Raw genomic sequence first — 17,883 nt, 5'->3', positions numbered from 1 at the left:
ACATAGGACCTCGACATCCCCTCACGTGCTCCATGATCGAGCCATGCTTCCCACGAACTCCTCGGTGGCCTCGTCACATCCGACGATTCGGAGGGGCCGGTAGGCGGCGTTCGCTCCAATCCACGAGGCTGGTCCTGCGCCATGGCAGGACTAGCGACCAGCGAAACGAGGACGAGTCTGCGTAGCGTGGCGAGATTCATGGCGCTCCTTCTCCTGTGTTTGTATTTCCGCAAACCAGCCCCCAGCACTTGCGAAAAAAACATTGCCGGGCCAGATGCAGCCTCTTATTTCTATCGACACCCCATCAACTTGTTGAACGCGTTTAGCGCCGCGACTTTGTAGCATTCCGCCAATGTCGGGTAATTGAAGACCGACCGCAGGAAGTATGGCAGGCCACCACCCAACTCCAGGACCGCCTGTCCGATATGGATCAGCTCCGTCGCGCCGGTTCCCACGGCATGGATGCCGAGCAACCGCTGGTCCTCGCGATGGAAAAGCAACTTGAGAAACCCGCTGTCATCTCCGAGAATCTGCCCTCGTGCGATTTCTCCATAGCGCGCAATGCCGGTCTCATAGGGCACCTTTTTCTGCGTCAGTTCATGTTCCGGCGGTCCAATCGCCGAGACCTCTGGCATAGAATAGATTCCGATCGGCAGATGTTCGACCATCGGTCCCGGATCCACGCCGAAGGCATAGGAGGCCGCCAGCCGTCCCTGCAGAAACGAGGTCGAAGCCAGGCTCGGGTAGCCGATGACGTCGCCGACGGCAAAGATATGCGGCACCATCGTTCTGAACTGGCGGTCCACCGTCAGCCGCCCACGATCATCGGGTCTGAGTCCCACTGCGTCCAGATTCAGACGGCCAGTGGCTCCTATTCGCCCGACCGAAAAGAGGATTTGATCGGCGACGATCATTTTCCCCGACTCCAGATGAACGACCGCCTGCCGCGGGTTTCCGATCGTCACCTCCAGCCGCTCGACGGCTTCTCCCAGGCGAAACGTCACCCGCTGCCTTCTCATCTGCTGCATGAGTTCATCGACACTCTCACGATCCAAGAACTCTAGGAGCCGGTCGCGCTTATCCACCAGGATCACCTGGATTTGCAGCGCCGCGAACATCGACGCATACTCGACCCCGATAATCCCCCCGCCGACAACGACGAGTTTCTTGGGTAACCTCCGCAACCGCACGAGATCATCACTCGTGAGGATGAGGTCCCCATCCGCCGGCACACCGGGAGGCGCAGCCGGATAGGTGCCCACAGCAATCACGATGTTCTCCGCCGTGACCGTGCGCCGCCCCTCGCTGGACGACACCAAGAGAGTATGCGGATCGACAAACGAGGCCTCTCCTCTGATCATCTGCACCTCGTTTCGGAACAGCTGCTGTTCAATTACTTTCGATTCGTGACGCCCAACCGTCCCCACACGTTGGAGAAGCGCTTCCACCGAAGCATGCTGGCGCATGTTCGCGCCATCGAGGTGAAGCGCCGAAGCTTGGTTAAATCCGCCGCTGCTCTGCGACAGGGACCACACCGTCTCGCGAAGCGTCTTGCTCGGAATCGTCCCCCTATCCAAGCAACCGCCTCCCATTGAGGGGCGCTTCTCCACGACGGCTGCCCGTTTCCCGAGTTTGGCGGCCTGAATCGCGGCCCGTTGACCTGCCGGCCCGCTGCCGATGCACAAGAGATCAAAATCATAGTCTGTCGTCATGATGCCTCACTCCTCTGCCACCGAGCCGCCGAACTGCCTCCTGAGGCTGTACCACTCACTGGAGAATCCCTCCGCTGCTCAGATGTTTTTGTACGCTGACTCATACGCTGTCCATCTGAGCCGCTAGCGCCCCTTGCCGCCAGATCAAGAAGTCGTTCAGCACGACTTCTGATGATGAGAGTGTCCTATTCACGGATAAATGCCCGACCGATATCCGTAGGGTGATAGGCATAGACTCCTTCCCGTAGAGCCGCCAACACCACCGTGAACAATTCCACCGCCAGCTCGGGCCGACCCACGACCTGCGCCACCTCACCACCATGCTGCGCGCAGGCCACCATCATGGCATGGGGGTCGACGGCCAACCGTGATGGCGGCGGCATAACAAGCCCGCGCATCGAAGCAGGTAGAAAGGCGGATGGCCGATTCAGCGTCGCCACCGCATAGGCCATCCGGCTCAATTGCTGTAAATCCGTGCGGATTTCGTCCAGCTCCGCGCTTGATCGACAGTGGAGATAGGTCGTCCAGCCCTCCATAAATTGGGTGTTGCTGAGAAGAGACGCCGATCCCGAGAAGGGCCACGATCCGTGACAGCCGCTTAATCCCATGATGCCCGTGACGAACAGACATCCAACCGTTCCGAGTCCGCCACGCCATCCTGTCGGCCGCATGCTCGCATCTCCCAAACTACGTATTGCCGACAAGAAACATAGCAAACCAAATGCCACTCGTGATCGCAGGGCGCCTCACAAGCAAACACGTGTGATTCCAACGATTTCGTGCATTCCCAGTCCGAAGGGACCAGAGCGTGGCCTCAAGCCACGAATAATCCGTCGCGAAGCTTCACGGAAAATCGCGACTGTTCACGATGTTCTGGGCAAAGAAACAAGTGTTGCCATTCCTTACCGCTTGCATTCCGCAATACGCTGACGCGAATGGGATCGCAAAAGAGAGGATATTGAGCACACAGCACAATTGGTCGAGGGGCCCTCAGCTACTGCAGGTTTTCGACAAGAAACGGCGATTAGGATTGAGGGAGAGAATCCAGAGTAGGGAGCGCTGTAGGTCGTGACAAGTCCATTTTCTTCATTCGACTGCGTAGAGTACTGGGATTCATGCCCAGTCGAGTCGCCGCCCCAAGGGGACCATAAATGCGCCAGCCTGCTTCCTCCAACACACGAAGAATGAGCCCGCGCTCAGCAGCATACAGTGTGAGGGGACGATCAGCGTTCGGGATGGGCCTTGATGAGGAGACGACGAGACGCTCGTCAATCTCGATGAGAGGAGTGGGTGCAAGAATCGCGGCCCGTTCGATAACGTTCTGTAGTTCACGAATATTTCCAGGCCAGTCATACCGAGCCAACCGCGCGGATGCCGTTTCACTGAAGGCCAGGCCAGGGCGATTGAGTTTGGCCTGGCAAATCTGGAGGTAATGCTGAGCCAGAAGGGGGATGTCTTCTTTCCGATCACGCAGCGGAGGGAGTCCAATCGGAAACACCTTCAGGCGATAATAGAGATCGGCTCTGAACCGGCCTTTCTCAACGGCTTCGTCCAAATCCACATTGGTTGCCGCGATGAGCCGCACATCAACACGGACAGAGCGCGCCCCTCCTACTCGATTGACCACGTGATCTTCCAGCACTCGGAGGAGTTTTGCCTGTACATCCAGCGGCATCTCCCCGATTTCATCCAAAAACAGCGTTCCACCGTGAGCGAGCTCGAACCGTCCCTGGTGTCGGTTGACTGCTCCCGTGAACGCCCCTCGTTCATGTCCAAACAACTCGCTGTCCACGAGGCCGCTTGGTAATGCTGCGCAGTTGAGCCGTACGAAAGGTTTCGTGCGCCGCAAACTGCTTTCATGGATGGCGCGGGCCACCAATTCTTTCCCCGTGCCGGTCTCCCCAGTTATTAATACGGTCGTGGATGTGGTCGCGACCGCCTGAATTTGCGCCAGCACCTTGCGGAGAGGTTCGCTTCTGCCGACCAGCATTCCAAAATTGCTACCCTCTTTAATCTCCTGAGTCAGATACGCGTTGTGCTTCGCCAGTTGTCGACTCATCTGGTTCAGCTGCTCGTAGGCTTGAACATTTTCGATGGCCAGGGCAACCTGCGTCGCGATTTGGCGCAAAAACTCTAAGACTTCAACTTCAGGCTCTCCTGACGCCACACTTCCAATATTGAGAGCCCCAAGGCAGCTTCCACGCGCCAATAACGGAAGGTTCACCATTCGACCGAGGCCTTCTTCGGCATACAAACGATCTTCGGAGAACACTTGTTGGTGTTGAAGATCCGGACGCACGTGAATTTCGCGATGTTCATAGACCCATCCCACCGCACTACCCACACGCGGAATGAGAGTGTCTCGTTCCAGCAGACGCTTTGGCACAGCAGTCTCTAGAGCATGAAACCGAAACCCATCGTCCTCTGGTACATAGAGAAGGACTCCGGCCCGTTCCCATGGCACGACATCCTTGATCCGCTCCATGCAGGCTTGCCACAGACTGTCCATCTCGCGCTGTGAGTTCAGGACATTGGACACTTCAAGGAGAGCGTGATACCGACGATGGATCATCATTACCAAGGGGCAAGCACAATGCGGTTAGCTGAGGCAGCAAGAGAAGCAATTTTCCTGCCTACGAGAGGGCCTCCTGACTTTTCAAGAGGAGTGTGTGAATTTACCGCTTCAACCGAACGGCTGCGCTTGATTTGACTGTTCGCTGGAGCTCCTAAAGACGATCGGTCCGCCAGCAGCTTTCTGTAGTGCAAAATCTCAGTGAGCGAATCGTGCAGAATCGCACACAAAGAGGAATTTTAGCCGAGAGGATATCGATATTTGACACAGAGAGTTTTTCACCTCACCGGATCTCTCTTCGACGGCATCCCGAAAACCTCGGCATCGCACTGTTGATGGGGGGACTGAGCCTCGTGGCATTATCTCGAGAGAAGCCCACTGGTTCCGCCTGAATGAAAGGTGAGAATGATTTTACCAATTCGATTGCAATGCCCCGGCCACGGAAAGCGCGTTTGCAGAGATTAGTTGTCCATTTGGTTATCCAACCCGCTCTCAACAACAAATCGAAAGTAATTTCAAATCGTTGCAAGCGAAGAATATGTCCTGAAAAGGCTGGCGTCGACAGTTCGATTCTGTCCTTCGGCACCATACATCATTTAAAATATTAACAAATTTCGCCACGGCAGATATCACTCACTTCACTCTACTTTTCTGTTTTTCGGCCTTTGTCAGTCTGTTTTGCCAGGTTGGTTGTCCAACTGGTTGTCCATAACCAGACTCTTTAAACCAGCACCAGAGCCTCGCCCCCAAGTATTTTCCCCCTTCTCCCCCGCCTAGGCTTGCGAGTGGTGCGGTGCTCCGCAATCATGCTGACTCCGTCTTGCTCGATAAGATTGTCATCAATCCCATCGTTGTTATAGGTGAAATTGCCGATCGGATGCTCGGGCTTGGCCTACATGCAGAAGTCAAAACTGAGCTGAACCAGCGTAACCTCATCATGATTCGCGAGAAGCACACTCACCGAGAGTGGGCAGCCGGTGACGATCCCCTGTTGCCAAGACCTATACGGCTTTTCCCCGACTGGTCAGGGCCATGCCTTCGCTGCGGCCCTTAGCCATGGCAAACGTTGTGTCATTGAGCTCTCACACTCGTTGCTCGCGCCTTCCTCGCTGAACGTATGCACCAACGGGTGCGCATCTCGCACAGAGCTTTGCGTTCGCACCTGACGCTGGTCCCGTTCCCAGAAAGATTTTAACTGGAGCGACCGCTTCCTCTGACCCTCCCCAGAAAACTAGAGCACGGGGACCTGGAAATTCGATGCTCTGACGTTGGTCACCGTAATGAGGCAGTCCCGAACCTGAGCAGACGACGTCTTCGACGATCAGTTGTCCGTGACATTGTGCGACGAACTCGGTCGGGGGCAGGTGCTCAAGCGAGCTGTGATGCCGACGCCGATTATAGTCACACCGCCAGGTTTCGATGATGGCCTGGGCCTCGGCCAGCGACGCGAACTGATGCACGTTCAAGCACTCGTCGCGTAAACAACCGTTAAACGATTCAATGAAGACAGTTTCCACTGTGTTACCCGATCGAATGGAGTCAAGCTGGATGCCTCGCCGACGGGCCCAGGCTTCCCGTACGCGCGATTGGAGTGCTGTCCCCTGATCGACCGGGATCATCCCCACACCCCTAGTGGCATTGATATTCTTCAATGCAGTTGAGATTCGAGCAGCCGTCTTGGGTTATGAATCAGTGGCAAGGAACCCGGCAAAGTCGATGGATACGCAATGAGCTGAATACGCGCTTGACAAAGGCCACAAGATCCACTATTTTGATTTTGAGAATTAGTATCATCATTAACCGAGGCCGATATACTACCCTCTGACCGATAACTGACTCACCGACACAGCCCAAGGAGGTATCACATGCCCTGTGCACACGTTCATGACTCACCGGTGTTGGAAATGTGCGGATGCGGACGATTCTATCTTACGTATGGCCCGGTGACAGTGGCTTTCAAGTATGCAGAATTTGTGAAATTTGCCCGAAACGTGGCGAGGTTGGCAGATACGGCCGTGGAGAAACTTGGAACAAAAGTGCTCGCGGACACACAACAGACACACTGATTCAGAAGGAGACGACGTATGAAAATTCGAGCCTGTCCGCTGTGCCGTCAAGTCATGCTAATTCCCAGCGCTGCAACCATGACTTGTGGGACCTGCGGTTTTCCCATGACAAGGCACACATTGAGCGTCACCTGTCAAAGCGATATGCAGAAGTCAGAAAGAACCACGGATTTCCAACGGCGATAATTAGCCCACAGGGTCGTGAGGCATGCATGAAAAGACCTGCTTGGATGAGAGACGAGCTATCGATTGTGATCAGCCTGTCGGTTTCCCTCGGGATTGTACTCCTTGCAGTCGTGCACGGATGGCTGCGTGTTCCATGATGGCAAGAGTACCTTCGCCGGACTGCGCACCTCTAGGCTGTACCAGTCTAGGCTCACGGAAAAGCAATACGCGGACGCCGGAAACTTCACGGTGCTTCCGTGCCTCTCGGGAACTAGAGCACTTGACAGGGTTCGCACAACTCTGATATTGAGAACCATATTCAACTAAGCTCTCTACGCATTTGCAGTAGAGGCCCGAGGAATTCAATTCCCTGAGCCCACGGTCCATTTTGATCGTGGGCTTTTTTATTTGGGGGGGAGATATATGTTTCAGCAATCACAGGCACAACTCACTGACGACACCATGACTGTGGCAGATCGGCTCCATGCCTTTCTCTCTGGTCGTCTCCGCGAACGTATCACCCTGAAGGAGCTCTCTCGCTTCTTGGGGTATTCTGAAAAATATGCGTCGGATGTGTTTCAGCGCTATATGGGCCGCCCATTTTCGCATCACCTCAAACAACTACGACTCGACAAGGCTACCTCCATGCTCCTGGAAGACGGCCATACGATTGCCGGAATTGCCGAATCCGTCGGCTTCAGCGATTCCTTTGCGTTCAGCCATTTCTTTAAACGAGCGATCGGCTGTTCACCGACTGAGTTTCGCAGACAGCACCTGCGCCAAGCGGATGCCGCATGAGTAGCCATAGCCCCCTCGCATCGATGGGTGCCTGGACCTTTTCCTTAGCGCTTCACGGGATCAGTCTCGGCGCCGCACTGGTGCTCGCCACGGAGTTTTCCGTCATCCCGCGGGAACATCCATTTCGATGGGAGGTCTCGATCGTCAGCGCACCTGCAGACCAAACTGTCACCTCCGACGTTCCCAGCCAGGCGACGGTCTCATCGGTGCCGCCCGTATCCGCGTCCCCTGAAGCATCTCCCCGCCTCGTCATGACGGCAAACCATAGTGCTCGCACAGTGATGGCACCAATTGCAAAGAGGGCCGTCACTTCGGACCAAGGCACGCTTCCGAGCCTTTACGACGAACCTACCGCCTCTCAACTAACTCCGCTCAACGCTGCAGCGCCTGACAAGGCCTCCACAGACCCCGAACAGCCCGTTCAGAACCCTGGCACTGATACGCTGGCAGACCCCTCGCCTTCAGACTTGCCGGTCCCGACCGCAGCGATCGCCGTCCTACCGCCCCCCCCCATCGAAGCCGCCGTTCCCTCAAACCTGGCCATGGAACCCGCCGTACCCGAAACCCTGCGCTTGGTCAACCGACCTGCGCCCCAGGCCCGCGAGGCCATCGTGTCGCGGGCCTTCATGCCTGATTTCGGTTGGCTGGCCCAGATGTTATTTGCAGAAATCGAGCAGGCCAAACGCTATCCGGCGATTGCCAAACGACAGCGCTGGCAAGGTAGCGTGCTGTTGCAGGCGCGCGTACACGACGACGGACGACTGAGCGACATTGCCGTCGTCGAGCCGTCCGGCCATGAAATCTTGGATTTGGATGCCATCGCCCTGCTGGAACGCGCCTCTCCGGTCTCATTGAAATATCCACTCGGTCAACCCTATGTCGTCGTCCACATCCCCATCGGCTATCGCCTGGAATAGGATATTACCCATGCACCACGAACAGACAATCCCGTGCCTGTCGGCCTTCGAACAGCACCATGATGACTTGCTGAGGTTCTTTACTCACAAGCTCGGGTGCCGGGAACTGGCCGCCGATTGCACGCAAGAAACCTATATGCACCTCGTACGCATGCGTCCGACCATCGACGTGCAGAACCCGCGAGCCTTCCTCTTCCGAGTGGCCGCAAACCTCGCCGTCGACAATCTCCGAAAAATCCGTATTCGCCGGGAAGCGTTAAGCGCCGATCCACCACCCGAGAATACCGCCAGCCTTGCGCCTTCGGCAGAGGATGCCTTGGACGCGAAACAGCGACTCGTCCGACTGGAAAGCGCGATCGGGGAACTCTCCCCTAAGTGCCGAAGCGCCCTGTTGATGAATCGTTTAGATGGGAAAACCCACAAGGAGATCGCGGAGGAACTTGGAGTATCGGAAAGTATGGTCGCGAAATATGTCATCCAGGCGCTGAAGCATTGTCGCTCTCGTCTTGATGTGGACGAAGTGTACACACGTTCGTGATTGTTGAAAGCTCGTGACCATCCGTCTTATACAGTAGACGCGCGCTCCACGTTTGGGCACAGTGCCGCCCAGAGAGTGTGCGACGGATGGATGGATGTCCGACGCCATTTCCCCACAATCCGCATCATCGCTCGAAGACGAGGCCCTGGAATGGGTTGTACGCCTTCACACCGGGCATGCCTCCGACCGAGATCGCCGGGCCTGTGAAGCCTGGCAAGCCCTGAGCCCTGCTCACCAACTCGCCTTCCGCAACGCCGAGGCCTTATGGAAAGACATCGGTCATGCAGGCGCGGCACAGCGTTCGCCAGGCCAAGCCACCCGGCCTGCCCGTCTCCATCGTCATCGATGGTGGCCGCGACTCCGACGATGGAGTCTTGTTGCCTGCTTCGTTCTCGCAACAGGGTGGTTCATCTGGGAACCTCTCCTTAATCAATACCGCCTCCAGACTGCCCATCATCGAACGGGAGTCGGGCAGCAAGAACAGATCGTGCTTCAGGACGGCAGTCGCGTCATGTTGAATACTGACACGGCGCTTAACGTGGCATTCTCCCCGGAACGGCGAGAGATTCGCCTCCTCACGGGAGAAGCTGCGTTTACGGTGACACCCGACCGAGGCCGCCCCTTCATGGTTCACAGCGGCGACGTCAGCACGCGCGCCTTGGGCACCCAATTCGTGGTCCACCTGCACCCCCATTCCGTCACCGTGACCGTATCGGAACACGCCGTTCAGGTCTCCACGTCTCTCACTGGCACGCGCACGCCGTTAGTCCTGCACGAAGGCCAGCAGGTTTCCTATTCCGAAGAAGGAGGATGGAGCCCGGCGCAGGAGGTCGATTCGAACCAGATCCTGGCCTGGCAACGCGGCAAGCTGATCGTCGAGGACCAATCCCTTGGAACCGTGGTGGAGGAACTCAATCGATACCGTGCCGGCCGAATCCTGATTCTGAATCCGTCCCTACGCACACTAAACGTCACCGGGGTGTTCGACCTCACCGACCCCGATGCGGCGCTACGGATGATCCAACGGACCCTACGCATTCACGAAACCAGCCTCGGTCCCTACCTGGTGTTGCTGCACTAGACGAACGCTCCCGACGTACTCCGTCTCTTTCCAGGACCGCCTCGTAAGATTTTTCACACAAACCGCATTTTTGTACTGCAAAGTTTTCGGCCCTGTCCGTCTTTACCTATGGAGCGCCGGTCCGCAATCGTCACGCCTCCGTCTAAATTTTTTCTGGCTTCATGGAGACAAGAACAGGGGGAATCATGCAGCTTTCATGGCACATCATCATCGCCGCGGTGTCGGCCGTGTTGCTTCAGTCGGCCGCCGCCCTGGCTGAGGCCGGTAACGACCGGCTGACCACGTATGAGCCACAGGTGTTTCTACTCGCACAAGCCTCGCCGGGCGGCGAGCCCTCGGAGGGGGCGGAGTTCAATATTCCGCCGCAACCGCTTGGTTCGGCCATTACCGCATTTGCCGATCAGGCGAACTATCGTCTGTTGGTTCCCGCGGAGATGGCGGAAGGCAAGACCACGAACGGGGTCTCCGGTCGTCACACACCAGAAGATGCGCTCGCGCTCATGCTTGCCGGGACAGGGCTCAGTTACCGGCTCACCGAGCCCCGCACCATGACGCTCGAACCGGCCTCCGCAGTGCTCCCAGCGGCATCACCACTTGCACAGTCGACTGCACCGGAACCGCGCAATCCGAATACGGAGGTCCCTCGATCAGCGAAGCCTGTGAAAGTGCCAGAAATCGTGGTGAAGGAAGTCGAAGATCGGGGATATACGGTGGACGAGTCCTCGACGGCCACACGCATCCCCGCGCCGATCCATGACACCCCGCGCTCAGTCGAAGTGGTCACCCGGCAAGTCCTGGATGATCAAAAAGTGATTCGTTTCAGCGAAGCCCTCCGAAACGTCAGCGGTGTCTCCCAGTCTAGTACACAGGGCGGTCAAGGCGGCACCTTCATGATCCGCGGGTTTGCATCGGAACTCAACGTGTTCAAGAACGGATTCCGCGACGACAGCAACTTCAGCGCCCGCGCGCAACGCGACATTATCAATATCGAGAGCGTGGAAGTCGTCAAAGGTCCGCCGTCGTACCTCTATGGCCGTTCCGATCCGGGCGGTGTCATCAACCAAGTCACGAAGGCGCCCCTGAAGGATCAATATTATTCCGCGGAAATGATTATCGGAAGTTACGGGTTGTATCGTCCGCAGATCGACATGGGCGGAGCACTCAACGAAAGCAAAACCCTCACCTATCGCTTCAACGGCATGTACGAGTCTGGGGGGAGTTATCGCGACGGCGTCAACACCGAACGCATCTTCCTCGCGCCGACCTTCGGGTGGGAGATGAGTTCACGCACGAACTTACGTTTCGAAGCCGAATATATGTACGACAGAGCCCCGATTGACCGAGGCCTCGTCGCCTTCGGCAACGGAGTCGCCCCAATTCCGGTCTCCAGCTTTCTGGGCGATCCATCCCGCAAACTGGAGACCCATCACGGGAAGGCCACAATCACCCTGTGGCACGACATCAGTAGCCTATTCCGGTGGCGGACCGCCTTCCGAACCGCCGTCACCAGCGGCCGCTACTCAAGCCTTGAATCCAACTTCCTGGTGGGAGCCGAGAGCGACGGCATTTTGAATCTGGCTCGGTACGAGCTTCCGACGACGGTCCAGAGCCACTACTTACAGAACGAACTCCACGGCAATTTCACGACCGGCTCGATCAAACACAAAACGATCATCGGTATCGAACTCGGCCGGGAAAACTCAGCCGCCACGGCCTCGGGAGATTTCGGCGGCGACACGAGCACGCCTGGAGCGTTCAGCTATATCAACATCTTCAATACGAACGATCGGCTGTTTCTGAATCCGACCCTCACGAAATTCAGCGATGCCAGCACACAAAACAACATCCTGGGCGCGTACTTCGGCGACCAGGTCGATTTGCTGGACAACCTGCACATGCACTTTGGCGGCCGGTTCGACCTCTTCGATCAAACCATCACGAATCATCCGGACGATTTCACCGCCACCAGGGGCCAAAACAACCAAACCGATACGGCCTTCAGCCCGTCGGTCGGCATCGCCTATCAACCGGTGAAACCCATCACGCTGTTTGCCAACTACACGGAATCGTTCGCTCCCCAGAGCGCCGGGTCGCGAAGCATCAACGGCACCCTCTTCAACCCCGAACGCGGCAAATCCTATGAAGGCGGTATCAAGTACCAGGCCTTCGGAGGGAAATTACGATCCACGGTCGCCCTGTTCGACATTAAGAAAAAGAATGTGCTGACGGCCGATCCGTTCAACGGGTTTTTCTTCTCCGTTGCGACGGGAGAACAGCGCAGCAAGGGTGTGGAATTCGACATCGCGGGACAGATCCTGCCCGGGTGGGACATCATCGCAAACTATGCCTACATCGACACGCGTGTAACGAAAGATCTGCTCTTCGCTGAAGGCAGCCGTGCTCCGAACAGCGCGCTACATCAGGGCAGCTTGTGGACCACCTACTTCTTCCAGGAAGGCATCGCGCAGGGGTTCGGCGCCGGTATCGGTATGTACGCGCAAGGCAAACGGAACGGGATTTTCCAATGTCAGGATCCCGCCAATTGCCAGGCGCCGTTCGAACTGGCCGGGTATGTCCGGATGGACGCCGCGCTCTACTATCGCAAGCAAGAAGTGTTCAACAAGACCAACCTGCTTGCCGCAATCAATTTCACCAATGTGCTCGACCACCGCTACTTCAGCGGCGCGCAGAACTTCCGCGAGATCGTCTACACCGGCGCGCCGTTTACGGCCATCGGATCACTCAAGTTCGAGTTCCATTGAGCGGGACGAAAGCTTGAGCCTTCTCCGCGAGGCGCGCGCCCGACCACGGGAGCGCGCCTCACACGTTTCAGACGCAGACAGAATTGCGCCTGAAACACGACAGGATCCACCTTTCGGATTCGCTACTGAGTCGCTTGGCTGAGTTGTGCCTTGAGATCGGCGAGGGAAATCACCACCAATTCGCCGCAACGGTGGCACTTCACGACCAACCCCCGCTTTTCGAGGCGAGCCGTGAGTCGGCCGCAGACACACCGTACGTCTTTACCTGGAAGTGACACTGGTGAGGCAGAATTCATACAGATATGGTCCAGCTACGCAGGGCAAGCAGCCACTAAAAGTAAGACGTATGAGATCACCGAAACCGTACCCTCATAGAGCCGAATAAAGCCGGCCGGCAGCATTTCCGGAATTCGAACATTCACCCTATCGCCCTGCATCTGGTAGGGTCAGCCGGCTGCGAATAAAACGGCACTCGAGCGGCATCACGAGCTCACACCAATGCATCGTAAGGCTTCACATGTCTGAGTGGTCGGAACGTCCAGACCTTGGCCCGCTCAGCCTGGCCTGCCCAACCGTGGACGAGAGCGCTCAAACGTCGACCGTCTCGCTTGACACCTTGATCGCGTTTGTCCGGATCGAACAGAATGAGTTGCTGCGCTTTTTTACCTGGAAGGTCAGATGTCCGTCGGCAGCAGCCGATCTGGTGCAGGAACTCTACTTGCGTATCGTCACCCTGACGAACCCTGAGAGCGTCAGAAACCCGCGCAGTTTTCTCTACACCACCGCCAAACACCTGGCCATTGATTACTTGCGAGGACAGGAACGCACTAGCTCACGGTCCACTCCTCTGGACCAAGCCGTGACCCTCCCGACGGATCTACCGGACGCGGAGACCACCCTTGATGCCAAACACCGATTAGCATCGTTACTTCAAGCCATCGACAGCATGCCGCCCAAACGGCGAGCCGTGTTCATCATGTTCAAGTTCGAGCAGAAGAGTTATCTGGACATTGCCCGCGAGCTCAACATTTCCATCAAAACCGTCGAACACCACCTCACAAAAGCCATGAGGTACTGCCGGGCTCGGTTTGAGGCGCAGCACCTATCCACCACCAGTGAATGAACCGCTCTTGAGTCGTCCTCGTAATCAGACTATTCTCAGATACCGCCTCCGCATGTCGCGTGACAGGCGCAGCCGGATGGACCATGCCTCAACCTGACGACATCGAGTCATCCCAACATCTTGCCCCGCAGCGCCCCTGGGAGGAAGCGAATGCATGGCTGCTCCGCATCCATTCCGGAATGATGTCGGAACAGGAGCGACGGGACTTTTCCGCCTGGCGAACTCGTGATCCCGAGCATGAGTCTCAGTTCCGACAGGCTCAGCACTTCTGGCAAGCCTTGGATGGGTTGGCAGACCAGGTCCGTCGAGACCCACCCCCTGCAGCGAACCCACCACCCCACAAGTCGCTCCCGCTGCCTGCTTCAACGCCGCCGAAATTCGATTATCGCCGACGCCCATGGGGAATGGCCCTTGCCGCCAGCCTGCTCCTGGCGACCCTCGGATTCAGCCTGTGGCCCAGCGTCGAATTCTGGCTGGCCGATTACCATACCCGTCCGGGAGAACACACAGCGGTGTCGTTGGCCGATGGATCCGTGGTTCACCTCAATACACGATCGGCATTGTCCGTTTCGCTCTCGCAGAACCGTCGCAGCCTGTCGCTGAAGCAGGGCGAAGCCCTGTTCGAGGTCGCACATGACCCCGCACGCCCCTTCGAGGTGACCGTCGGGGACGGCGTGGTGCAAGCGCTCGGAACGGTGTTTAATATCGATCGCCACGGGCGAGACACCGTCGTCAGCGTCTTGGATGGAACGGTCCGTGTCTTGCGCCGTGACCACTCGATCGACGTGCACGCAGGCTCCCGCATCATCATCGAAGACGGAGGGCGGGTTACTCACCCCGAACCCGTCAACCTCCCCAGCGTCACAGCCTGGCGCCGGCATGAGCTGGTCTTCGACCAGATGCCGCTGCACGAGATCATTGCGGAACTGAACCGGTATCGAACCGATATGGTGCTCATTGTCGACACCAGCCTTCGTACCCAAAAGTTGTCGGGAAGCGTCTCCCTGAACGATCCCGTCCAATCCCTGACCCTGCTGCAACGGGCCGCCCGGTTTCGCACGATCCAGTTGACGCCCTACCTCACGATCCTGGCGCGCTGACCCCTTTTTCCGTGACGAGCCGGCTGCGACCGTCCATTCCACACCACTCGCTCCACGCCTGTTTTGAAAATGATCATAAAAAAGAGTTCCAGAGAGTAGGGAATCGCGCCCTTTCGGATCGTCCTCTGTGTGTCGCAATTCCCTCGCATTTTGTATTCGTAGAAAGGAGAGGTTATGTACGTCATACCCAGGATGATCCTGGTCCTCCTGTGCGCGCTCGGTGTCGGCGCGGGCTTGTGCGGCACGGTTGCCGCCGAGCAGACCGCCTTGCGGGAGGAACCGGTCGAATTCAACATCCCCCCGCAGCCGCTCAGCCAAGCGTTACGCGCATTTCGTGATCAGAGCGGGATTCGATTCATTCACCGAGCGGAATTGATCCAGTCCGAGCAATCCGAAGGTGTCATAGGCCGATACTCATCCAAAGACGCCTTGTCGCTCATGCTCAAGGGAACCGGATTGGCCTACTACACAGCCGATGACGGAACGGTCGTGCTGGAGCGGGCTGCGCCTTCCGGCGCCTCGTCTGCCGCGGCGGCACCGTTGGTCGCCCTCGGCCCCGATGAACCAGTGACGGCGGCAGGCGCGGAAGAAGCGGTCAAGGTGCCGCTGGTCGAAATCATCGGTACGTCCGAAAATGCCCTCGACTACATTCCCGGCTCCGGCCGCGTGATTACCAAAGAGCGTATCGAACAGAACCATCGTCTCACCATCAATGAAGCCCTGCGCGAAGTGCCGGGCGTGCATGTCCGGGATGAAGACGGGTTGGGTATCCGACCGAACATCGGTATCAGAGGGTTGGACCCTACCAGGAGTCGCAAAGTGCACATCATGGAAGACGGGGTGCCGATCATGATGATGCCCTACGCCGATCCCTCATCCTATTACTTTCCCCCGATCTTTCGTTTCGATCGGATCGAGGTTCTGAAAGGAAGCGGGCAGTTGCTCTACGGTCCGCAAACCATCGGGGGCGTGATGAATTTCATCACCCGTATGCCGTCGGCCAAACCGGAGGGAAACTTTCAGTTTTGGGGCGGCAACAACAACTACTTCAACACCCACTTCGACTACGGAGGCACCTGGGGCAAAAGCGGCTACATGGTGGACTACACCCACTATCAGAGCGACACTCCGCGGTTCACCAATGTCAGGGCCAAGGTGGACGACATCACGTTCAAGACGGTCCAAGAGCTGAGCGACCGGACGCAAATCATGGCGAAGTTCAATTACTACCGCGAGGATTCCGGCATCGGCTACCAAGGGTTGACCGAATCTGAATGGGGCTCTCCACGCGGCCAAAACAGGCAGACCCTGTTCAAGAACGATCACTTCGATTTTCGCCGGATGGGCGCGCATGTGGCGGTCAACCACATGTTCACCGCCAACTTGACGTCGACCACCAACTTCTTCGGCCATTACATGTCCCGCGACTGGACGAGGCAGACGACACAGGGAGTCAACGCCGATGGGAGCCTCAACGGCGCTCTGCAGTTCGGCAACGCCATTCCCGCCACCGCCTTCGGGGCTGTCCCCGGCAATGCGCGGTTCACCAATGAACGGGAGTATTGGGTCTACGGGGTCGAATCGCGCTTCAAGTACGATCATTCAATTCTCGGGGTCAACGCGACGGCCGATTTCGGCGCACGCTACATGTACGAGCAGTCGGATCGAAAGCAATTTCGGAATACGGGATCAGGCATAGGCGTCACGTCGAGCTGCTTCTTGGCCGTGGCCGGCGCCACCTGTTTGAACGAAAACAACCTGCGGACGACCAACGCCTATGCGTTGTTCTTCCAGGAACGCCTCATCTTCGGTCAATTTACAATTACCCCCGGCGTGCGCGTCGAGCACATCAACTACGACCAATACGACCGGCTGCAGAACAGCGGCAACGGGGCGTTCGGGAAAGCCAATTTTACCGAAGTGCTGCCGGGAATCGGCGTCACATATGCGCCATTCAAGAACCACACGTTCTTCTTCGGCGCGCATCGCGGCATGTCGCCTCCGCAGGTCTCGGACGCCATCACGGGAACCGGGGCCGTCGTCGATCTGGGACCGGAATTGAGCTGGACCTACGAGTTGGGCACCAGGGGCAACCTGGCCAACTGGGCCGGGTATGAATTCACCCTCTTCCAGATGGACTTCGATAACCAGATCATCTCGCAGTCGGCGGCGGGCGGTACCGGCGCAACCCTGACGAGCGCGGGAGAGACCAGGCACCGCGGCATCGAATTCGCCACCAGCCTCGACCTCTGGGATGCGATGAAGGGACGGGATAAGGACCAGGATGTGACGCTCGATTTGAATTACACCTGGGTGGCTCAGGCCGAGTTCATCGGCACGCGCAACAGCTCGATCACCGGTGGGGCGCTCCTGCCCACGGAAGCGGCGGTCGTGAGTGTGAGCGGCAATCGGCTCCCCTACTCGCCCAAACATCTGCTGACGGCGGGGATCGGGTTTACCAACCGGGCATTCAGCCTCGGCGCGTTCAATGCCAGGCTGGAAGCGCAGTGCATCAGCGATCAGTTCGGAGACGACCGGAACATTGTCGCCCCGACGGCGAACGGACAACGGGGCATGGTCCGGGGATGGTGCATGATGAACGCATCGGTCAACCAGTATGTGAAGAAGATCAACACGACCTTCTTCTTCGTCGCCAAGAACATGCTGGATCAAGCCACCATCATGGATCGAACCCGCGGCATCTATCCTGGCCTCCCGGCGCTCTGGCAAGCCGGCGCCAAGTGGACGTTCTAGGCGAAGCCCCTCTCAGACGACCCCTCGTCCGCCGAAAGGCCGGACGGGGGTGCCCCCCTTCTCCGCCCATCCATCATGCCGGCGTGGTCCGGCAAGGTCGCATCCATGCGGTCAGGTGTGGTTTCCGGCCCGTCGTACGTCTCTTATTGTAGGACCGAAGCAGGTGCTCCGGCTTCGTGCGCCTATACAACATCGTTGAGCACGAGAACCGCGACGAAGGGACGAGATGATCGTACAAGAACTCAATCCGGTCCGTCTCCGTTCGGGGGCGCAGCGGCCTGCCGCTGCACATCCG

At 57.6% G+C, this 17,883-nt stretch carries 13 protein-coding genes; 9 read left to right on the top strand and 4 right to left on the bottom strand.

Features of this window, described 5'->3' with window-relative positions:
- Positions 1-290: 290 nt before the first annotated feature.
- The 4 genes from sthA to KJA79_RS23320 form a co-directional block, all read right to left on the bottom strand.
- On the bottom strand, positions 291-1,712 hold the full coding sequence (gene sthA, locus KJA79_RS10830; protein WP_213042063.1) for a Si-specific NAD(P)(+) transhydrogenase: 1,422 nt from the start codon (positions 1,710-1,712) through the stop codon (positions 291-293).
- A gap of 185 nt (positions 1,713-1,897) precedes the next feature.
- Positions 1,898-2,383, bottom strand: a complete 486-nt coding sequence (locus KJA79_RS10825) for a hypothetical protein (protein ID WP_213042062.1) — start codon at positions 2,381-2,383, stop codon at positions 1,898-1,900.
- Between the two features lie 353 nt (positions 2,384-2,736).
- Positions 2,737-4,221: a sigma 54-interacting transcriptional regulator gene (locus tag KJA79_RS10820; RefSeq protein ID WP_246507584.1), complete on the bottom strand. Its 1,485-nt coding sequence runs from the start codon at positions 4,219-4,221 to the stop codon at positions 2,737-2,739.
- A gap of 1,145 nt (positions 4,222-5,366) precedes the next feature.
- On the bottom strand, positions 5,367-5,903 hold the full coding sequence (locus tag KJA79_RS23320) for an integrase core domain-containing protein (RefSeq protein ID WP_213042060.1): 537 nt from the start codon (positions 5,901-5,903) through the stop codon (positions 5,367-5,369).
- A 246-nt stretch (positions 5,904-6,149) separates the two neighbouring features.
- Between KJA79_RS23320 and KJA79_RS10810 the strand changes: the two genes are divergently transcribed.
- From KJA79_RS10810 to KJA79_RS10770, 9 genes are all read left to right on the top strand, one after another.
- Entirely contained in the window at positions 6,150-6,350 is a 201-nt protein-coding gene (locus tag KJA79_RS10810) for a hypothetical protein (protein WP_213042059.1), read from the top strand.
- 588 nt (positions 6,351-6,938) lie between these two features.
- Positions 6,939-7,313: a helix-turn-helix transcriptional regulator gene (locus KJA79_RS10805; protein WP_213042058.1), complete on the top strand. Its 375-nt coding sequence runs from the start codon at positions 6,939-6,941 to the stop codon at positions 7,311-7,313.
- Positions 7,314-7,855: 542 nt separating this feature from the next.
- Positions 7,856-8,230, top strand: a complete 375-nt coding sequence (locus tag KJA79_RS10800) for an energy transducer TonB (protein ID WP_213042057.1) — start codon at positions 7,856-7,858, stop codon at positions 8,228-8,230.
- A gap of 10 nt (positions 8,231-8,240) precedes the next feature.
- Positions 8,241-8,768 carry an RNA polymerase sigma factor gene (locus KJA79_RS10795; RefSeq protein WP_213042056.1) on the top strand — a complete coding sequence of 176 codons (528 nt, stop codon included), beginning with the start codon at positions 8,241-8,243 and terminating at the stop codon, positions 8,766-8,768.
- A 94-nt stretch (positions 8,769-8,862) separates the two neighbouring features.
- On the top strand, positions 8,863-9,849 hold the full coding sequence (locus KJA79_RS10790; RefSeq protein WP_213042055.1) for a FecR family protein: 987 nt from the start codon (positions 8,863-8,865) through the stop codon (positions 9,847-9,849).
- A 185-nt stretch (positions 9,850-10,034) separates the two neighbouring features.
- The gene (locus KJA79_RS10785) at positions 10,035-12,611 is read left to right on the top strand and encodes a TonB-dependent siderophore receptor (RefSeq protein WP_213042054.1); all 2,577 of its coding nucleotides are present in this window, start codon (positions 10,035-10,037) and stop codon (positions 12,609-12,611) included.
- 517 nt (positions 12,612-13,128) lie between these two features.
- Positions 13,129-13,734: an RNA polymerase sigma factor gene (locus KJA79_RS10780; RefSeq protein WP_213042053.1), complete on the top strand. Its 606-nt coding sequence runs from the start codon at positions 13,129-13,131 to the stop codon at positions 13,732-13,734.
- 83 nt (positions 13,735-13,817) lie between these two features.
- Positions 13,818-14,834 (top strand): FecR family protein, encoded by a 1,017-nt coding sequence (locus KJA79_RS10775; protein ID WP_213042052.1) that lies wholly within the window; start codon positions 13,818-13,820, stop codon positions 14,832-14,834.
- Positions 14,835-15,008: 174 nt separating this feature from the next.
- Positions 15,009-17,588, top strand: coding sequence for a TonB-dependent receptor domain-containing protein (locus KJA79_RS10770; RefSeq protein ID WP_213042051.1), 2,580 nt, complete (start codon positions 15,009-15,011; stop codon positions 17,586-17,588).
- The last annotated feature ends 295 nt before the right edge of the window (positions 17,589-17,883 follow it).

It is taken from the genome of Nitrospira defluvii (genome assembly GCF_905220995.1).
GTDB lineage: Bacteria > Nitrospirota > Nitrospiria > Nitrospirales > Nitrospiraceae > Nitrospira_A > Nitrospira_A defluvii_C.
Note: the sequence above shows the minus strand (reverse complement) of the source record. Positions and strands in the feature narration are given on the sequence as shown.